We start from the raw sequence: 17419 nt of genomic DNA, 5'->3' as shown, positions 1-17419 counted from the left end.
AAAGCGGCCCGAAAAAGTCCGGACCGCTTCAATTTATTTCATAAAACAAGCTACTGAGAGCCAGCAACTTATTCAGCTACTACTTCAAATTTCACCGTCTGTTTTACATCCTTGTGCAGGTTAACAACGGCATTATACGTACCCAGTACTTTGGCTTCGTCGATCGTGATTTTTTTCCGGTCGATGTCATAGCCTTTTTCTTTCAGCGCATCCGCCACTTGCGTGTTGGTAACGCGACCGAAGATTTTTCCGCTTTCGCCCGCTTTGGCCGGAACCGTCAGCTCCAGTTGACCCAATGCTTCGGCCAGCGCCAGGGCATCGTTCTTCAGTTTTTCGGCTTTGTGAGCAGCTTGCCGAATGTTTTCAGCAACCACTTTTTTATTTGATTCCGTTGCCATGACAGCATACCCTTGCGGAATCAGGTAGTTACGGCCGTAGCCAGGTTTTACGTCAACCGTATCGTTCTTAAAACCCAGTCCGGCAATGTCGGTTTTCAGTATGATTTGCATGATTGTGAATGAGTTGTCAGTTTTTAGTATACGATTAACGGGTTAAACCGAAAACCGTATACCATCAACTTATTTCAATGAATCGCCTACGTAAGGTAACAGAGCCAGGTGACGGGCACGCTTAACGGCCTGACCCACTTTACGCTGGAATTTCAGGCTCGTACCGGTAATCCGCCGGGGCAGAATTTTACCTTGTTCGTTCAACAACTTCAACAGGAAGTTGGGATCTTTGTAGTCGATGTATTTGATACCGGACTTTTTAAAACGGCAATATTTCTTGCGGTTTTCGTTTTTGCTAACGGGTTCGTTTTGCAGACTCATGATTATTTGGCCTCCTCTCCTGCTTTTTCAGTTTGTTGTTTGTTTTTACCCAGTTGACCTTTCCGACGACGCTCGTTGTAAGCAAGGGCGTGTTTGTCGAGAACGGTAGTCAGGTAGCGAATAACGCGCTCATCCCGACGGTATTCAACGTCCAGAACATCAGGAATTTTCGTCTCAGACGAAAACTCAAACAGGAAGTAGTAACCCGTATTCTTGTGTTGGATCGGGTACGCCAGTTTGCGCAGACCCATACTTTCTTCATTAACAATTTCCGCACCGTTATCGGTCAAAACTTTGCGGAACTTGTCGACAGTGTCCTTTATCTGAGCTTCAGATAAAACGGGAGTTAAAATGAACACGGTCTCATAGTTCTTTGTGAACTGCATGATAATTGTGTTAAATGGATAAAGATTTCAAAATGAGGACGCAAAGGTAAATAAAAAGCCGGAAAGGAGAAAGTGCTGCAAGGATTTTTTTAGCGTCCTGTTTGTCTTCTCCATTCCGGCCTCCGGTTTGTCGATTCGCCGGTAGTTACTTCACCGTAAAATCGCCCTGCCCAATCTTAAACCCTTCCGAATACAGCTCAATCTGATGCGTTCCTTCCTTGAAAGGAATGTTGCCGCGCCCATAAATAAAGGTGACCTGCTGGCCCAAACTATCGTAAGTAATGGTTTGCCTGGCCGTATAGATCATTTCCTGTCCGCTGTAGATAAACTGGCCCGAGCCAGTGGCCATATCCGCAATCACGGAACCGCTCGGATCCAGAATCCGGAGGTAGATTTCCTTTTCATTCTGCTGCGCCAGTGGGTTGGTCGCCAGACGAAACGTAATCTTCACTTTATCAATCCGCTTCGCCCGATACTCGCCCCCGTCACTTTCCTTCCCGCGCCGGTTGATGGCATTGACCACCAGATTTTCGGCCTTCAGAGCCGATGCGAGGGTTACCTTTTCCGTCAACTCCCGGTTTTGCTCCGAATACCGCGAAACCGTATCGGTCAGCGCCTGTCGTTCGTTTTTCAGATTGGTATTTTCCTGCGTCAGTGTCTGGTTCTGGGAGGTCAGGATGCTATTTTCTTCTTTTAACTGTTCAATTTCCTTATCTTTTTCGCCCAGTAACGCCAGGTACTTTTTAATTTTGGCTTCATACCTTTTTACATCGAAAGCCGCCACATTCCGCAGGTTTCGTTTGTCGATTTCCAGTTGTTCTTTTACTTTCAATAAGGAATCTACCCGGCCTCCCAACGATTGAATCTCCGAAATTTTAGCGTCCAGCTGAATGGATATCGAATCCAGCCGGGTTTTGGTCACCAGCATTTCCTGCGTTTTATCGCTTAAAGTGGTTTGCTGGGTTTTATTGATTTGTCTTTCCTGGTAATAAAAATAAAGCAATAATAAATTGAGGGCGGCCAGGATACCCAGGGCCACTAATAAGTAATTTTTACGGTTGTTACGTCTGTCCTGGTTATACGATTCCATGGAGATATTACTTAATGGGATTGGTATTAGGAGCCGTAAAGTACGGGTTTCCGGGGCGTTTTTCAATGAAACCGCACATTATTCTTCATAATTTCCAGCGGGTCAACGGGGTTAATTTCCTTCCGGATCGAATTGGTTGCATCCACTATCTTTACGGCCAAACTAAGTAACACTTCCAATGACAATTGCCGCCAATATCCAATCAATCGAAGACCAGTTACCGGCTCATACGAAGCTCATCGCCGTTACCAAAACCAAACCCGTTGCGCTGCTTCAGGAAGCCTACGACGCGGGTTGCCGACGCTTCGGCGAGAACAAGGTTCAGGAGATGACCGAGAAGCAACCGCTTCTGCCCGCCGACATTGAATGGCACCTGATTGGTCATCTGCAAACCAACAAAGTAAAATACATGGCTTCGTTTGTGAGCCTGATTCACTCGGTCGATAGCCTGAAAGTACTTCAGGAAATCAATAAACAGGCCGCCCGTCACCAGCGCGTCATCGACTGCCTGTTGCAGATTCATATTGCGCAGGAAGAAACAAAGTTTGGTTTTGATGAAACGGAAGCCGAAGCCCTGCTCAATGGCCCGGAACTGGACCAACTGCCAAACGTCCGGATTGTGGGGTTGATGGGCATGGCGACCAATACCGACGATGAAACGCAGATTCGCCGGGAGTTCCGGTCGCTCAAGCAGCTTTACGACCGGCTGGGCAATATTCAACGGCCTAATGTAGCTTTTACGGAGCTGTCGATGGGCATGAGCAGCGATTATTTGATCGCAATTGAAGAAGGGAGTACGATGGTACGGGTTGGAAGTGCGATATTTGGGACGCGAAACTGACAAAACCGTTCACGATGTATAAATTTTTCATTCAATCCGGTGCCATACTGGGTTTCCTGGGCGTTGCTTTAGGAGCTTTCGGAGCGCACGCACTGCGGGCCACGCTTGCACTTTCGAACCGGGCCGACACGTTCGAAACCGCCGTTAAATACCAGTTTTACCATGCTCTGGCCCTCGTGGCCATCGGTATTCTGCTTCAAGTACCGGCAACGTCGGCGGATTCAGCAAAATTTTACGGCTGGGCAGGCTACGCCTATCTGTTCGGCGTTATTATATTCAGCGGGTCGCTCTACGCAATCTGTTTTACCGGCATCACCAAGTTCGGGGCCGTTGCGCCCATCGGCGGATTGCTGATGCTGGCGGGCTGGGCGCTGTTGCTGGTCGGTGTGCTGAAAAGTTAACGTGGATATGAAAAGTCATAGAGCAATTTTAGGTTTGACGGTATTGCTGGCGGGTTGGCTGACACTCTCGGCGTTAACCGTGCCTTCGGTTTCGTCGGTGTTGCACCCGACAGAAACCGTGGCCGATTCGCTGAAACATGACCCCAACACCGGTCTTGTCGTGGACGAGCGGCTGACGCTGGTAACGGCTCAGTGTACGGCCTGTCATTCGAGCAAACTGATTTTGCAAAACCGGTTTACGCGCGATGGCTGGAAGGAAAAAATTCGCTGGATGCAGCGGACCCAGAAACTCTGGGACCTGGGCGAATCCGAGCCGGTTATCCTGGATTATCTGGTAAAATATTACGGCCCCGAGCAAAAAGCCTTTGACGGACGCCGGAAACCGCTCCCGACGGTGCAGTGGTATAAATTGTAGGTACGGAACATGAAAAAAAACGCTTACCACTATCTTTTTGGGCAGGACACGCTGTATCAGACGGCGGACCCGGAACCGATTATCCGGAAACCGTCTCAGCCGGCTGCCCCCATCGTTCTGCCCGAGCCCGTGGCGGAGCAGCCCGTAGTGGAGCAAACCATTGCCGAAAGTGTCGTAGAACCCCTTCTTCCCCAAGCTCAACAGCCCATTTTAGCGCCGGAACCGGAGCCAGCCCCGGAGCCCTTTCCGGCACCCGAACCCGTAGTGGCTCCTGCCCCGCTTGCGGTTGTCGAAACGCCCGCTCCACAACCCGCAGCCGAGAAACCTAAAGTGCTGCTGTTGATCGACGAGGAACTGATGCCCGGCGAACTGATTTTCCTGGAAAACATCCTGAAAGCCATTAATCTGAGCCTGAACGACGTGGATATGCTGAACCTGGCCGGATCCGGTCTGGTGGATTTTCACGCGGTTCTGGAAAACAAGACGCTCCACCACTTTATTTCCTTTGGGGTTCCGTTCAAAACCATTCACCTGAACATTCAGATGGACCGTTACCAGCCCATCCGGATTTTTGGTATCACCTTCCTGCTGGCTGACCCTCTCTCCGCCATTGAAGCCGACCAGAAACTGAAACGCAAATTGTGGGCGGTGCTGAAACAGGTTTTCTTGGATTAATCCCCGGAATGACTTTTATTTAGAACCCAACCCGAATCCTGGCCGTATCGGGTTGGTTATTAGCACTTTTCCCACTTCTTTTTTCATTTACATGATGGTTGAGTCTCCTATGGGCTCTGCACCGATTCGCGCGGGCGAATCGGCAGGTCAACCCGGTTTACGGAAAGTAATCACGACGGCCCAATTGTGGTCCATTGCCGTCGGCATGGTGATTTCGGGCGAATACTTCGGCTGGAATTATGGTTGGGCCGTTGCCGGAACCATCGGTTTTCTGGTGGCCACGCTGCTGGTCACGGTCATGTATCTGGCGTTTATTTTCAGTTATACCGAACTCACCACTTCCATTCCCGACGCGGGTGGCCCGTTCACCTACGCCAACCGCGCTTTCGGGTCAACGGCGGCTTTTATTGCCGGTTTTGCTACGCTCGTCGACTTTCTGATGGCCCCGCCCGCCATTGCAGCCGCCCTGGGCGCCTACGCCAATTTTCTCAATCCGGAGCTGCCCGTGCTGGGGGTGGCCGTAGCCACTTACGTCGTTTTTATCACCATCAATATTCTCGGTATTAAGGAATCCGCGAATTTCTCAATGATCGTTACCGCGCTGGCGGTGGTGGAACTGGTGGTGTTCATGCTGCTGGTGATGCCCGCCTTTGAAGTTAAAAACGTAGTGGCCCACAACGAATCATTCGGAGCAGGCGGGGTGTTTGCGGCCCTGCCGTTTGCCATCTGGTTTTATCTGGCCATTGAAGGTGTTGCGATGGTAGCCGAAGAAGTAAAAAACCCGAATAAAACCATTCCCCGCGGCTACCTGCTCAGCATCGGAACGCTGGTGGTGCTGGCCCTCGGCACCATGCTCCTGACCGCCGGAGCCGGTGACTGGCGGCTGCTGAGCGAAATCGATTACCCCCTGCCCGAAACGCTGGCGATGGTGCTGGGTCGTACCAGTCCGTGGTCGAAAATCTTTGCCAGTCTGGGTCTGTTTGGTCTGATTGCCTCCTTTCACTGCAACACCATTGGGTACTCCCGTCAGATTTTTGCCCTCGCCCGCAGCGGGTATCTGCCCGGTTTTCTGGCTCAGGTGAACCGTCGTTTCCAAACCCCACACTGGGCGCTGATTGTGGGCGGTCTTGTCGGTTTTCTGGCCTTATTTTCCGGCACTACCGGCGAAATCATTATCCTGTCGGCCCTTGGAGCGGTTATTATGTACATCAGCAGCATGGTAAGTCTGTTCCAGCTGCGTAAAAAAGAACCCGACCTGCAACGCCCGTTTGTGGCTCCACTCTACCCTTACGTTCCGGCTATTGCCCTCATTTTGTCCGTGGTTTGCCTGATTGCCATTATTTATTATAATATTGGGCTGAGTTTGCTGTTCGCTGCCCTGCTGGCGGTTTCGTTGCTCCTCTTTCGGATGATTGGTGTTCGGGGAGCCGGTTCTTCAGTCATTCGCTAACTTGATGCGTTCGAACCATTCATAAATACCGTTTGTTAAACAATATTATCGTGGTTAAACCGGTTTTGTACCAAAGTAATTGAAACGACGGTAACCAACGCCCTGAAAGCTGTATATGGTTCAGAATGTACGAAGGAGAAGTAATGGAAATCGTTGAAAACTAACAGGCCATTTGGGTAGGTTAACGAACGGCCTGAAACTGAACGCATATGAATGAACAACAGCCAGGGAACAGCCAGGATTTTGAGCACGGATATACCAGTGGAATCGAAGGCACCGACCGCCAGAATTACGAAGGGTATCTGTCGAGCCAGGTCAACGACGAATGGATCAGAGAACGCGTTGAGCACAAGCGCGACGAAATCCGGCAGATTGACAAGCAGTTAGCGGATACCACCGCTCAGCGCCGTTCGGCTTATGACCGGTTGCAGGATCACATCATGCAGACGACGCTGGCGGGCAAAGGCGTTGAGCACCTCGAAGCTGAAATCAAAGCTGTTGAGGACGAACGCCAGAAGCTGAAAGAACGGCGGCAAAACTCGGCTTCGGAATACTCGCTGTTTGCCGGTCTGATCTTCGTAGCCGCCGGTATCTCTTTTGTGGCCGGTGACCTGATTATCTCGCACGAAATCGTTGCTTATGCCCTTAATATTCGCAACAACACCGAAGCCTGGATGTTTGCGGTGGGTCTGGCGATGGTTTCCATCCTGCTCAAACCGGCTTACGACCGGCTGGTGGAAGAACCGTATCTCTCCAATTCGTCGCCCGAAGCCACCAAACGCTACGGCTGGTTTAAAATAGGGCTGGCGATCCTCTCGGTGGTTACGCTGGTGATTCTGGGCTGGTTCCGGTACGACGCCTACCGCACCGATAAGCTCAAGGAAGCCATCAACAAAAGCATTAAGAATATTCAGTTAAACGCGACGCCCCTCGACCCGGCCAACCCCAATCCGGTGGCTGATCAGAAGGTATTGCAGCGCATTGAACAACAGCTTCAACAATCCGACGAACTGAATCTTCAGTTGGTCAACAGCCCGTGGGCCTTGTTGTCGTTTGTGCTGAGTGGGGTGCTGTTTGCCCTGGCGGGGGCGGTTTGTTTAGGCATCGGCTTGCCGGTCTTGCAGAAATTCTGGTTTCGCTGGCTCCAGGCCGATCCGCGCCTGTGGCGATTGCGACGTCGGCGTAAAAAGCTGGATAAACAGCATCAGGCAGCGCAGCAGGAAGTAGCAAAGCACCTGACGCAGAAAAACATCATGGAGCATGAACTGGATGTGTTGCCCTCGCTCGACGAACTGCGGCAACGCAAACAACAGCTTACAAACGAAATTGACCAGTTGCTGGAAGATCATAAACTGGCCCGTACCGACAGCCGGATTGCTTCGTACAATGACGGGTATGAGAAAGGAATGGCCGCTCGTCAGGCGATGAGCGAAGAAGAATATAACCAGTTTCGCAACGGTTATTTCTCCGTCTCCAACCTGGCCACCAAAGCCCGTTCCTCCTCCGATCAGGATCGGATGCCGTCGGACAAAACGTACGCCAATCAACGTCCCGTCAACGGTTTACGTCCCCGCCGTCAGCCCACCAACGGCTTTGATCGCGACGAAGAACATTAATTTTATTCATCAGAAAAAGCGAAAGAGTGATCGTTCCGCTGGTACGTTCCGGCAGCGCGATCACTCTTTCGCTTTTTTGGTCTTTCGCTATTGAATCGGCGAGTAATCCGTCGGTTTCATGTACACCGACTCTACTTTCGTCGTCAGCGGACCGTTTTTCTCCGACTCGGCTTTCGCTTTCACCCATTTCGGGTCTGTGCGAAATTCATCGAAATGTTTCTTTCCTTCGGCTTCGCTGGGGTGCGACAGAATGTACACCAGTTTCGACTGCCCGGTTTCGTCCGGCTGCGTCGTCAGCCAATAGCCGATGTTGGTCATACCGTGCTTCTTAAACAGGTTGACCGTGTGGTTTTTAAAGCGGGCAATCAGATCGTTCAGCTTGCCGGGGGCCGCTGAGTACGTCCGCAGTTCGAACACCCGACCCGGTTTTTTAACCGCTTTGATTTTGGGTGAAATTTCGGCTTCGGTCATAAAAATCTGATCGACTTTCGCAACGATTCTGCCATTCGCTTCAGTTTTGGCGACCACTTCCTTCCATTCAGGGTCACTGCCAAACGCTTTCCAGGACGCATCACGGGCTTCGCGGCTCGGGTAAGAAAGGATGTAAATAATCTTTTCCTGAGAAGCGTCGGTTGGTAACCAATATCCTACATTGGTCATGCCGTGTTTTTCGAAAATGCGGCAGGTGTATTTCCGGAAACGATCCACAATGGCTTCATAATTACCGGGTGTTGGGTAATAAATCCGCATTTCATAGAAGCGGTTTGGCTCAGCGGCTGTCTCCGGCTTTGGGTCTGAATTAGCGACAGCAAAACTCAATGCAGTTACAATAAGGCTACAGGTTAACAAAAATTTTTTCATGGGTAAGCGTTTAATGGAGAAAGTACAAAAATAGCCAGAGATCCGACAGTTTTAGCCGTTATACCATAATTTCGGTATTCAATCTTTTTTCAGATAAAACTATATATTTACGTGATTATACTCCATATATAATTTTGATTTATGTTAAGCCGTGTTGCAAATTCTATTTATTGGATGAACCGCTACATCGAACGGGCCGATAATTATTCCCGTTTTATGAGTGTTAATTTTAACCTGGCTCTGGATTTGCCGCCTAACGTTGACGAGCAATGGGAACCGTTGCTGATTGCCACTGCCGATAACTATCTGTTTTATAACTATTACCAGGAACCAACCCGTGAAAATGTCATTGATTTCATGACGTTTGACAAACGGAACCCGAATTCGATTGTCAGTTGCCTCAACAACGCCCGTGAGAACGCCCGCACAATTCGGGAAAGCATTTCGAAGGAAATGTGGGAGAACATCAACGAATTGTATCTGCGCGTGCGGGACACCACCACCAAGGGGCAATCGAACCTGAACCGGTTACAGGATTTTTTGATCAACGTTAAAAACGGTTGTCAGCAGTTTTATGGGGTGATTGACTGCACCGTCACGCGGAACGAAGCCTGGCATTTCGGACGCGTGGGTCGTTTTCTGGAACGGGCCGACAAAACGTCCCGCTTTCTGGATGTCAAATATTTTACGCTCCTGCCCGACCTCGACGCGGTGGGTTCAACGCTCGACCTGATGATCTGGACTGCCGTGCTGAAATCAGTCAGCGCCTACAACATGTACCGCCAGCAGTACAAAATGATCAGTTCCTCGACGATTGTGGAGTTTTTGATTCTGGACAAGCTCTTTCCGCGGTCGGTCGCTCACTGCATCCGGCAGGCCGAACTTTCCCTGTACGAAATCTCGGGGAATATCATTACCAACGGTTTTAAAAACGACGCGGAAAAAGCCCTGAGCAAGCTGCGGTCGGAGATTGAATTCACGGAAACGTCGGAACTCTTTAAAACGGGTTTGCACCAGTACCTTGACCGGTTCCAGCTCCGGACAAACGAAGCCGCTCAGGCCGTTTACGATGTTTATTTCAGCCTGAAACCGGTAGAGGCTTAATTAAGAAGAGAAAATGGCTGTACGGGTTGGAGAACCGGATCAAACCGTCGGTTCTCCAACCCGACTTTTATTTAAAGAAGGGAAAGGTCAACGCTACGTAGGTCATCGACGCCCGGTTGCGGAAACGTCGGTTGTCATTTTCAAGATTCTCATTACTAGCTCGCATTTCGGTAGTAATCCACTGATAACCAGCCTTTATACCCATCCGACGCATAACTCGTAATCGAACGTATACTTCGCTGGATAAAGCTCCCCGGTTGTTATCACCCAGTAAACGAGCGTTGATACGCTGGGGCTGGGCGTACTGGAGGGGAAATTTCACAAAGCTAACGGTATCCACTACATTGTTTTTGTTGGTGTATTGAAAAGTACCCGTGCTGGACTTGTAGTTTCCTTCCCGGTTTTTGCCGAACGCTATTCCCAGCAGATCCGTACCGGCTCCTATTTCAACGGGTCCCAGTTTCACCTGAGCCCGCAATCCAAAATTGACAGAAGTAACCGATACCCGGTCAAACTGCATGGTATCGATGTTTGCCGGTACCAGCGAAGCACCCAGCGCCTGGAATCCCGTTTTTTCGCGCGTTAGTTTGGCGGGAGCGGTCAGGTATTCCAGATTACTGCCGTAGAAAGCACCGGCTTTTACCGTCCATCCAATGGAAAAAATCTGATTGGCATCCAGATTCAGCATTTCGTAATAGGTGATGGATGGAACCAGGTAATCTTTTTTAAAGGCGGCTCCGACATCAACGCCACTGCTGAGACGACTGGAAGTAGGTGATTGTGAGAAGGCGGCAGCAGAGATGAGGGTAAATAGCAGTGTTACTGTTTTTCTCATGAGGTGACTTAACTTTGTAATGCAAAGTTAATCGGATAATTGAAAAAACGCGTATTTTGTTTTGGAAAGGCGCTTTTGCTGCCATAGCGGTTAGCCGCAGCAAAAGCGCCGGAGTTATTTACGTGTTCTGGTATTTCAGTACCACCGCTCCCAGGGGCGGAATGGTAACCTGCACCGAAGCCGCACGGCCATGCCAGGTTTTCGGCTCTGATTCGAGCGGTTTTTCATTCAGCAACCCACTGCCATAGAAGGCTTTATCGTCGCTGTTAAATACCTCCACCCAGGTACCTTCCAGCGGTACGCCAACCCGGTAATCGGTTTGGGGGACCGGCGTCACGTTCAGAATAATAATCACCTGCTCTTTGATACGGGTGCCTTTGCGGGCGTAGATGAGGATGCCGTTTTCGCGGTCCAGCGTATCAATCCATTCAAAGCCTTCCTGCACAAAGCTCAATTCGTAGAGCGCCGGTTCACTGCGGTAAAGTTTATTCAGGGCTTTCATGCAATCCTGCATCCCCTGGTGGGGGGCGTGCTCCAGCAGGTGCCAGTCCAGACTCCCTTCAAATTTCCATTCGGACGTTTGCCCAAACTCGCTACCCATAAACAACAGCTTGGTGCCGGGGTGCGTAAACATATAGGTATACAAAAGCCGCAGGTTGGCAAACCGTTGCCATTCGTCGCCCGGCATTTTACTCACCAGCGACTTCTTCCCGTATACCACTTCGTCGTGGGAAAACGGCAGCATAAAGTTTTCGGAAAAAGCATACACCGCACTGAACGTCAGTTCGTCCTGATGCCAACGGCGGTAATACGGATCGCGCTGGAAATACCGCAGCGTGTCGTTCATCCAGCCCATCATCCACTTCATACCAAAGCCCAGCCCGCCGGTATAAGTAGGGCGCGTCACGCCCGGAAAAGCCGTTGATTCTTCGGCGATGGTCTGGGCATCCGGGAATTCTTTGTAAACCGCTTCATTGAGTTCCTGAAAAAGCGAAATGACCTCCAGATTTTCCCGCCCACCGAAGACGTTTGGCTCCCACTCGCCGTGGTTCCGTGAGTAATCGAGGTACAGCATGGAGGCAACGGCATCCACCCGTAAGCCGTCGGCATGAAACCGGTCCAGCCAGAACAGGGCATTACTGAGCAGAAACGCCCGAACTTCGTTGCGCCCGTAATTGAAAATATAGCTTTTCCAGTCGGGGTGATAGCCCTTCCGGACGTCAGGGTGTTCGTACACGTGCGAACCGTCGAATTCGTAGAGGCCGTGCGCATCGCCCGGAAAGTGGGAAGGCACCCAATCCAGATACACCCCGATATTTTCCTCGTGTAGCCGTTCAATCAGCTTCATGAAGTCCTGGGGCGTGCCAAAACGGCTGGTCGGCGCAAAATAACCGGTTATCTGATAGCCCCATGACGGATCGTACGGGTGCTCCATGACGGGCATAAATTCGATGTGGGTGAAGCCCATTTCTTTGACGTAGGGCACCAGCGCATCCGCAATCTCGCCATACGATAACTGCCGCTCGGGGTTGGATGGGTCCCGGCGCCACGAATTCAGATGCACTTCGTACACCGACATGGGCTTGTTGAGGGCGTTGAATTTACCCCGGTTGCGCATCCAGTAATCGTCTTTCCACTCGTACCAGGTATCCCAGACAATCGAAGCCGTTTGGGGCGGAGTTTCCCACCAGAGTGCAAACGGATCGCCTTTTTCAAGTTCGCGGCCACTTTCGTGGGTAATGGCATATTTGTAAATTTCACCCCGGCCAATGTGCGGAACAAACCCCTCCCAGATGCCCGAACTATCCCAGCGAACCTTTAGTGGGTGGTTGCCTTTGTTCCAGCCATTGAAATTCCCGATCACCGACACATACCGGGCGGCCGGTGCCCAGACGGCAAAATACGTACCGACAACGCCGTTTACCTCCACCACATGCGAGCCCAGCTTTTCGTATAATCGGGTGTGTTTGCCGGCCCGGAAAAGATAGATGTCAAAATCGGTAAGCCGACTGTAGGACCAGTTTTCCGGCTGTGCCGAAGTTTGCACAGTTACTTGCGTTTCCGGTGTTGCTTCCGGAGAAGTGGATTGGTTTTTTGTCGTACGTTTAGCCATAAGAAAGCTATATCAATTAGCGCGTGAAAGATAATTTTAACCGGCGAGCATCCCAGCAACTTGTGCGTTTCCCACAAACTTACTGTTTTTTCGTCTCCAACAAGCCCATTTGCAGCCGCGGAACCTCTGAATCCCGGTTTGGATCGGCGGTCTGGATTTTCTGGATTTCCCGAATCACATCCATAATTCCTTTCAGCGGAATTTTAACCCAGGCTGGCCGGTAGCTGATTTCGTAACCTAGCTCATAAACGGCTTTTTCCAGCAAATAAACCAGCAGCAAAAAGTTAAACTCGTTGCTGTTTTTATACAGAGGATGCGGGTTGCCGATTGTTTCCAGGTACGCGTTCATATACGTATCCCGAATCAGGTTGTACCAGCGTTCGGAAACGCGCTGAAGGTGATCGGGATCAATGTTTTCCGTCTCGGTGCTGCCAAACAGCTTGGCCGAAACCGCGTAGTGATACGACCGAATCATCCCGGCCACGTCTTTCAGCGGAGAGTGCTTGATTTTGCGCTCCGTAATGCTGCTTTCGGGCTCGCCCTCAAAGTCAATGATAATGAAATCGTTGTCGGTTGCCAGCACTTGTCCCAGGTGGTAATCGCCGTGAATCCGGGTGCGGAGCGATTCGAGCGGGCGGTGGCGAAAATCCTCGATAAACTCATCGATCATTTCCTTGGCTTCCATAAACACCCACGCCAGCCGCTGCGCCAGCGGGTCTAGCTTCGTATAATTGTCGATGAGCATGGCATACCGCCGTTCGAGCAGAGCCTCAATCCGGCGGATAATAAACGCCCGGTATTCGTCGGTAAAGGCTTCGGGCTTAAACGCATTATCGTCTGATTTCGGGCTATAAAGAGCCAGGTGCATCTGCGCCGTTCGCCTTCCCAGCAGCTCAACCCGGTCGAATACGTCTTCCCGGATGGTGAACAACCGGTTCGGCACGGCATACAGGAAGTCGTTGAGGTAATCGCCCGTCTGGCTCCAGCTATCTTTCTGGTTCTCCACCATCAGTTGCATCATCCCGAGCGTTATATCCGGTGTATGTTCCTGCTCCCAGACAATGCTTCCGGCGTAGGCCGGTATGTGAGAAAACTGGCTTTCTTCGGTTAAAAAGCTGACCAGATCGACCTCCGGATTGGTTTCCTGAAAAAGTTTGCGATAGAGTTTCAGGAAATATTTTTCCGGCTGATGGGGCACGCCATAAGCCAGAGCCGAGTTGCTCGAATCGACCGGCAATACCCGACTGATGATGGTCGTATCCACATCGTCAGCCGCCAGACCCCGCCCCCGGTAGAACCGCACCTGACCGGCTTTCTGGGGCATCACGTTCTCCCCGGCCAGGTTGGCATACAAGGCCAGCCGGAACCGTTCGTCGTAAATGCCATCCACCAGCAAACCACTTTTCTGATCAAACTCCGCCGGGGTCAGAATACCTTTGGACGGAATTTCGGATGCATCGGGCTGGTCGGTTTCGATAAAGGAAAGCGGCAGGAGATAGCGTTCGGTTTCGCCGTCTGCATACACCACTTCCACGATGGCCAGAAAAGCTACCGCATCTGCACCGAGCCCAATACCGTGCATGACCGCAACCCGAAACGCTTCCTGCTGGCGGGCTTTCCCGGCAAACCACCGGCACGTACTCAGATACGGAGGCAGAACCGTCGATTCCAGCCACCGTAAAGCATCCTGATCCTGATCCAGTGTTTCCCAGCTATACCGACTGGTCAGGTTTGAAGTCGTTAAATCAAGCATGCAACTCGTGTGGTTACTGGTAAAATTCCTGTTACCGGCATGAAACTCGGTCCGCTAAGATAAGACGCTGGCCGGATGCGTTATAACCCGACCAGATAATCCGTCAGCGTCTTCCACTGGATTGATTGATAAAAGAGCCAGCCGGTTCCGGCCACGACGGTATTAATAGCGCTCCGGTCGCCAGCCTGCTCCTGGTTGTTAGCCCGCTCGTTTTGTCCAATTTCGGAGGCCGTGACGGTATTGCCCTCCAACTCCACGCGGAACGTGCTGGTAGCCTCTTCGGTGAAGAAATGTTGGGTTTCACTGCTTTTATCGTTTGGATCGGCGCAGGGCCGGACCACAAATTCAGCCCAGTCATTTTCCTCAGACAACTGCGTTACCTGGACCCAGTTTTCCAGGGGTGGAGCGGGCAGCACAATTTTAATGTAATCGCCCACGGCAGGCTGGCCCTCCGGCTTCGGCTGACCCTGCGCATCATGGAGGGAAAAATTAGCCGTAATGCTCGAAATATCCGACCAGCTATTCACTGCAAACAAGCGTTCTTTGGCCCGAACAAGCGCTTCCCGGGCCGATTGCTCATCCGGGAGGGTATTGTCGCTGCGGTAAACTTTGTCCAGCTTGTCATCACCTTTTAAAAGGTCAATACCATGCTGAATGGCATCGGAAATATCTTTAAGTTTCATGGCTTTAAGGGGAAACCGTTAATCAGAAGGGTCAAAAACCCATCCCGGTCAGGATGCCGAAATGGGTTTTATCCGTTCATCAATCAAAATGGCATCAATTCGGTCCGGTGTTTCCAAACGACCGGCCTTCGCCCCGTTTCTTCTTCGTTTTCGGGTCGGCTTTTGGCCGGACCCCACCCACGCTCTTTCTTCCGTCAGCATCCGACGAAACGGTCGACCGTTTTTCCCGGTTGGGCATGTTGTCGGTCCGGTAGCGATCCGATTTATCCGATGCGCTGTTAACCTCAGGGCGCGAACCCGTCACTTTGCGCTCGATTTTGGCGCGATTTTGCCCGGAATTCGGCTGCTGAGCTGTTCCAGTACCGGTTTTGCTCTGTGCGGTATTGGCCGCATTGCCTTCCGAAGAGGTGGTCTGGGCCTGAGTCTGTAGGGATAGGGCTATCACTGTTACCAGGGCCGCTACCGTCATTCGTATCGTTTTCATACTCCTCTCAATTAAATTATCGCTACTTAACTTTTGATCAGATCCGGAAAGCGGCTGCTTTCCGTCTGACTATCCAAACTGTTTTTTATTTAACTCAATCGTTTTGGTATTGTTAGAAACTGTGCCGACTTTATATCCAGGTGGGAACGCTTTACCGAAGCGAGCGGTTAAAGATGAATAGCTAAACAAAAGCGGCTGCCACCATCCCGGAGAATAATCACAGCCGCTGTCCATATACGTGCAATCCCTATCTCGTTATAAATAAATTAGTTAAAAAGATTAGACGATTTATCTAAAACATTAAACAGTAAACCGACCTTTATAGGTATATTCGCTATTCAGTCTGCCGATGTCCGATAATATCCAGTTTATTTAACAACATATGGGTTTTCAATAACCTTATTTTTACTAGTTACTGCGGAGACGTAAATAGAAAAACGATGAACTTTTCAAAATCCAAGACTAGCCCTAAACGGAACCAAAATGCTCGTATTCTGATCATTGAAGACAACTCTGACCACATGGTATTGATTAAAAGTGCGGTTCAGAAATGTTTTACCGACATTGAAGTGGTCATGGCAAGCGATGAGCAAACGGCCATTCACTACCTGGATGAATGTATTCAAACAGGCTTGCGGCCTCCTCAATTTATTTTACTGGATTTATATTTACCGGAGCGGGAAAACGGATGGCAGATCTTAAAATCGATCAAAAATCTTAATCCTGAGATCGGACAAATTCCGATTGTTGTGTTCAGTAATTCGGCTTGTCACGAAGATATTACTGAATCGTATGACCGGGGAGCTACTTCTTATGTCGTGAAGCCAACAGACTTTACGGAATGGGTTGATTACTTTCAGACCTTAAAGGATTATTGGTGGGAAACCGTTACGCTGCCCAATCATCAATCCATTTATTAAAGAGAGATTTTATTGTTCAAACGTCCGGCATACCGGACGTTTGAACAGTGAATACCTTATCCCAGCGCGGTAGACATACGGGCGGCCCCATACGGAGCGGCCGCCGTTGAAAGCCAGTACCGAAATGTTTTTTCTACGGCCTGAATAAACCGGGTCAGATCAGTCGAAAGTACAATGACGGAGTTCGCCCCCGACGCATAACTCTGTTCCGCCAGATCCGGATTTCCGGCCGAAACCAGCAACAGCGTAGGGATAAACCGAAACCGGGTATTCCGTTTGATCGCTTGCAGCGCCCGGACGCTTTTGTCCTGATTCCCGTCCAGAATAATCATAGCTGGCATCTCAGCCTCCCGCTCCTGCTGGAGGGCGTTCTGAAGCCTGGTGACGGTTTCAAACACTTGCAGATGCCACTGGGGCCATTTTTCGCTAATAATCTGCCGCACGAGGCTTCCCTTCATTTCATCGGCCATCACCACCCAGACCTGCCGCATTCGACGGGACGATGCCGGGCGCTCGGCCGAATCGATGGCAGCATACGACGGGTCGGCTAAAAGCCCGTCCGTTGCTTTTGCCTGCACCGTAATAGTCTGTAGCGAGTCCACAAGCTGGTTCCACCGCCGACGGCTTACGGGCAGCGTCAGGTCGTCTTTCAAGAGCACGGATCCAGACATTTTATGACCCGGAGGAGCTTTGAAATCCGTGATGTAATGCGGATTCACCAAGGCGGTTTTATGTACCCGGAAGAAGCCGGGCAGCTTTTTTTCGAAATAACAGAGCGACTTGGAAAGCAACACCTTGCGGCCATCACAGTAGTACAACCAAGTGTAATTACTGAACCCCTTCAGATACTTAATCAACGCCGGATACTGAATTGCTTCTTCAATCATGAGTGGTTAGAGTTAAGAACCGGAGTGTCCGCCAACAACCAATCGGGGCACGTTGGCGGACACTCCACTAAAATA

At 50.6% G+C, this 17419-nt stretch carries 19 protein-coding genes; 8 read left to right on the top strand and 11 right to left on the bottom strand.

The genetic code is table 11. The annotated features are described in order from the left end of the window. Positions 1 to 68: 68 nt before the first annotated feature. From rplI to LX87_RS18460, 4 genes are all read right to left on the bottom strand, one after another. Positions 69 to 509, bottom strand: coding sequence for a 50S ribosomal protein L9 (gene rplI, locus LX87_RS18475; RefSeq protein ID WP_111629734.1), 441 nt, complete (start codon positions 507 to 509; stop codon positions 69 to 71). 69 nt (positions 510 to 578) lie between these two features. Beyond that, positions 579 to 830 carry a 30S ribosomal protein S18 gene (gene rpsR / locus LX87_RS18470; protein WP_111629733.1) on the bottom strand — a complete coding sequence of 84 codons (252 nt, stop codon included), beginning with the start codon at positions 828 to 830 and terminating at the stop codon, positions 579 to 581. A 2-nt stretch (positions 831 to 832) separates the two neighbouring features. Next, positions 833 to 1216: a 30S ribosomal protein S6 gene (rpsF, locus tag LX87_RS18465; protein ID WP_111629732.1), complete on the bottom strand. Its 384-nt coding sequence runs from the start codon at positions 1214 to 1216 to the stop codon at positions 833 to 835. A 145-nt stretch (positions 1217 to 1361) separates the two neighbouring features. Continuing rightward, the gene (locus LX87_RS18460) at positions 1362 to 2306 is read right to left on the bottom strand and encodes a cell division protein ZapB (protein WP_111629731.1); all 945 of its coding nucleotides are present in this window, start codon (positions 2304 to 2306) and stop codon (positions 1362 to 1364) included. Between the two features lie 178 nt (positions 2307 to 2484). On the opposite strand from LX87_RS18460, the gene LX87_RS18455 reads away from it, so the two are divergent. The 6 genes from LX87_RS18455 to LX87_RS18430 all read left to right on the top strand — a co-directional run bounded on the left by LX87_RS18455 (position 2485) and on the right by LX87_RS18430 (position 7704). Continuing rightward, positions 2485 to 3147, top strand: coding sequence for a YggS family pyridoxal phosphate-dependent enzyme (locus tag LX87_RS18455; RefSeq protein ID WP_111629730.1), 663 nt, complete (start codon positions 2485 to 2487; stop codon positions 3145 to 3147). Positions 3148 to 3161: 14 nt separating this feature from the next. Beyond that, a complete protein-coding gene (locus LX87_RS18450) occupies positions 3162 to 3548 on the top strand; it encodes a DUF423 domain-containing protein (RefSeq protein WP_111629729.1) in 387 nt (128 codons plus the stop codon). Between the two features lie 7 nt (positions 3549 to 3555). After that, entirely contained in the window at positions 3556 to 3963 is a 408-nt protein-coding gene (locus tag LX87_RS18445; protein ID WP_111629728.1) for a hypothetical protein, read from the top strand. Positions 3964 to 3972: 9 nt separating this feature from the next. Beyond that, positions 3973 to 4638: a hypothetical protein gene (locus LX87_RS18440; protein WP_111629727.1), complete on the top strand. Its 666-nt coding sequence runs from the start codon at positions 3973 to 3975 to the stop codon at positions 4636 to 4638. 109 nt (positions 4639 to 4747) lie between these two features. Then, on the top strand, positions 4748 to 6088 hold the full coding sequence (eat, locus tag LX87_RS18435; protein WP_111629726.1) for an ethanolamine permease: 1341 nt from the start codon (positions 4748 to 4750) through the stop codon (positions 6086 to 6088). 209 nt (positions 6089 to 6297) lie between these two features. Next, positions 6298 to 7704, top strand: coding sequence for a hypothetical protein (locus LX87_RS18430; protein WP_111629725.1), 1407 nt, complete (start codon positions 6298 to 6300; stop codon positions 7702 to 7704). A gap of 87 nt (positions 7705 to 7791) precedes the next feature. Here LX87_RS18430 and LX87_RS18425 read toward each other — a convergent pair whose 3' ends face one another. Then, positions 7792 to 8454 (bottom strand): NIPSNAP family protein, encoded by a 663-nt coding sequence (locus tag LX87_RS18425; RefSeq protein WP_310587919.1) that lies wholly within the window; start codon positions 8452 to 8454, stop codon positions 7792 to 7794. A gap of 252 nt (positions 8455 to 8706) precedes the next feature. Here LX87_RS18425 and LX87_RS18420 point away from each other — a divergent pair, with 252 nt between their 5' ends. Next, a complete protein-coding gene (locus LX87_RS18420; RefSeq protein ID WP_111629723.1) occupies positions 8707 to 9669 on the top strand; it encodes an alpha-E domain-containing protein in 963 nt (320 codons plus the stop codon). 67 nt (positions 9670 to 9736) lie between these two features. Here the strand turns inward: LX87_RS18420 and LX87_RS18415 are convergent, their stop codons facing one another. The 5 genes from LX87_RS18415 to LX87_RS18395 all read right to left on the bottom strand — a co-directional run bounded on the left by LX87_RS18415 (position 9737) and on the right by LX87_RS18395 (position 15537). Beyond that, positions 9737 to 10504 carry a hypothetical protein gene (locus tag LX87_RS18415; protein WP_111629722.1) on the bottom strand — a complete coding sequence of 256 codons (768 nt, stop codon included), beginning with the start codon at positions 10502 to 10504 and terminating at the stop codon, positions 9737 to 9739. 118 nt (positions 10505 to 10622) lie between these two features. Next, positions 10623 to 12617, bottom strand: coding sequence for a 1,4-alpha-glucan branching protein GlgB (glgB, locus tag LX87_RS18410; protein ID WP_111629721.1), 1995 nt, complete (start codon positions 12615 to 12617; stop codon positions 10623 to 10625). Between the two features lie 79 nt (positions 12618 to 12696). Then, positions 12697 to 14370, bottom strand: coding sequence for a putative maltokinase (locus LX87_RS18405; protein ID WP_111629720.1), 1674 nt, complete (start codon positions 14368 to 14370; stop codon positions 12697 to 12699). A gap of 80 nt (positions 14371 to 14450) precedes the next feature. Further along, positions 14451 to 15053: a hypothetical protein gene (locus tag LX87_RS18400; RefSeq protein ID WP_111629719.1), complete on the bottom strand. Its 603-nt coding sequence runs from the start codon at positions 15051 to 15053 to the stop codon at positions 14451 to 14453. A gap of 94 nt (positions 15054 to 15147) precedes the next feature. Continuing rightward, positions 15148 to 15537 carry a hypothetical protein gene (locus LX87_RS18395; RefSeq protein ID WP_146624502.1) on the bottom strand — a complete coding sequence of 130 codons (390 nt, stop codon included), beginning with the start codon at positions 15535 to 15537 and terminating at the stop codon, positions 15148 to 15150. A 440-nt stretch (positions 15538 to 15977) separates the two neighbouring features. Between LX87_RS18395 and LX87_RS18390 the strand changes: the two genes are divergently transcribed. Continuing rightward, a complete protein-coding gene (locus tag LX87_RS18390) occupies positions 15978 to 16457 on the top strand; it encodes a response regulator (RefSeq protein ID WP_111629717.1) in 480 nt (159 codons plus the stop codon). 56 nt (positions 16458 to 16513) lie between these two features. On the opposite strand, the gene LX87_RS18385 is transcribed toward LX87_RS18390, so the two are convergent. Continuing rightward, entirely contained in the window at positions 16514 to 17344 is an 831-nt protein-coding gene (locus tag LX87_RS18385) for a response regulator transcription factor (RefSeq protein ID WP_111629716.1), read from the bottom strand. Positions 17345 to 17419: the final 75 nt, after the last annotated feature.

Source organism: Larkinella arboricola (assembly GCF_003259745.1).
Classification (GTDB): domain Bacteria; phylum Bacteroidota; class Bacteroidia; order Cytophagales; family Spirosomataceae; genus Larkinella; species Larkinella arboricola.
This window is presented reverse-complemented; position numbering and strand designations above follow the sequence as displayed.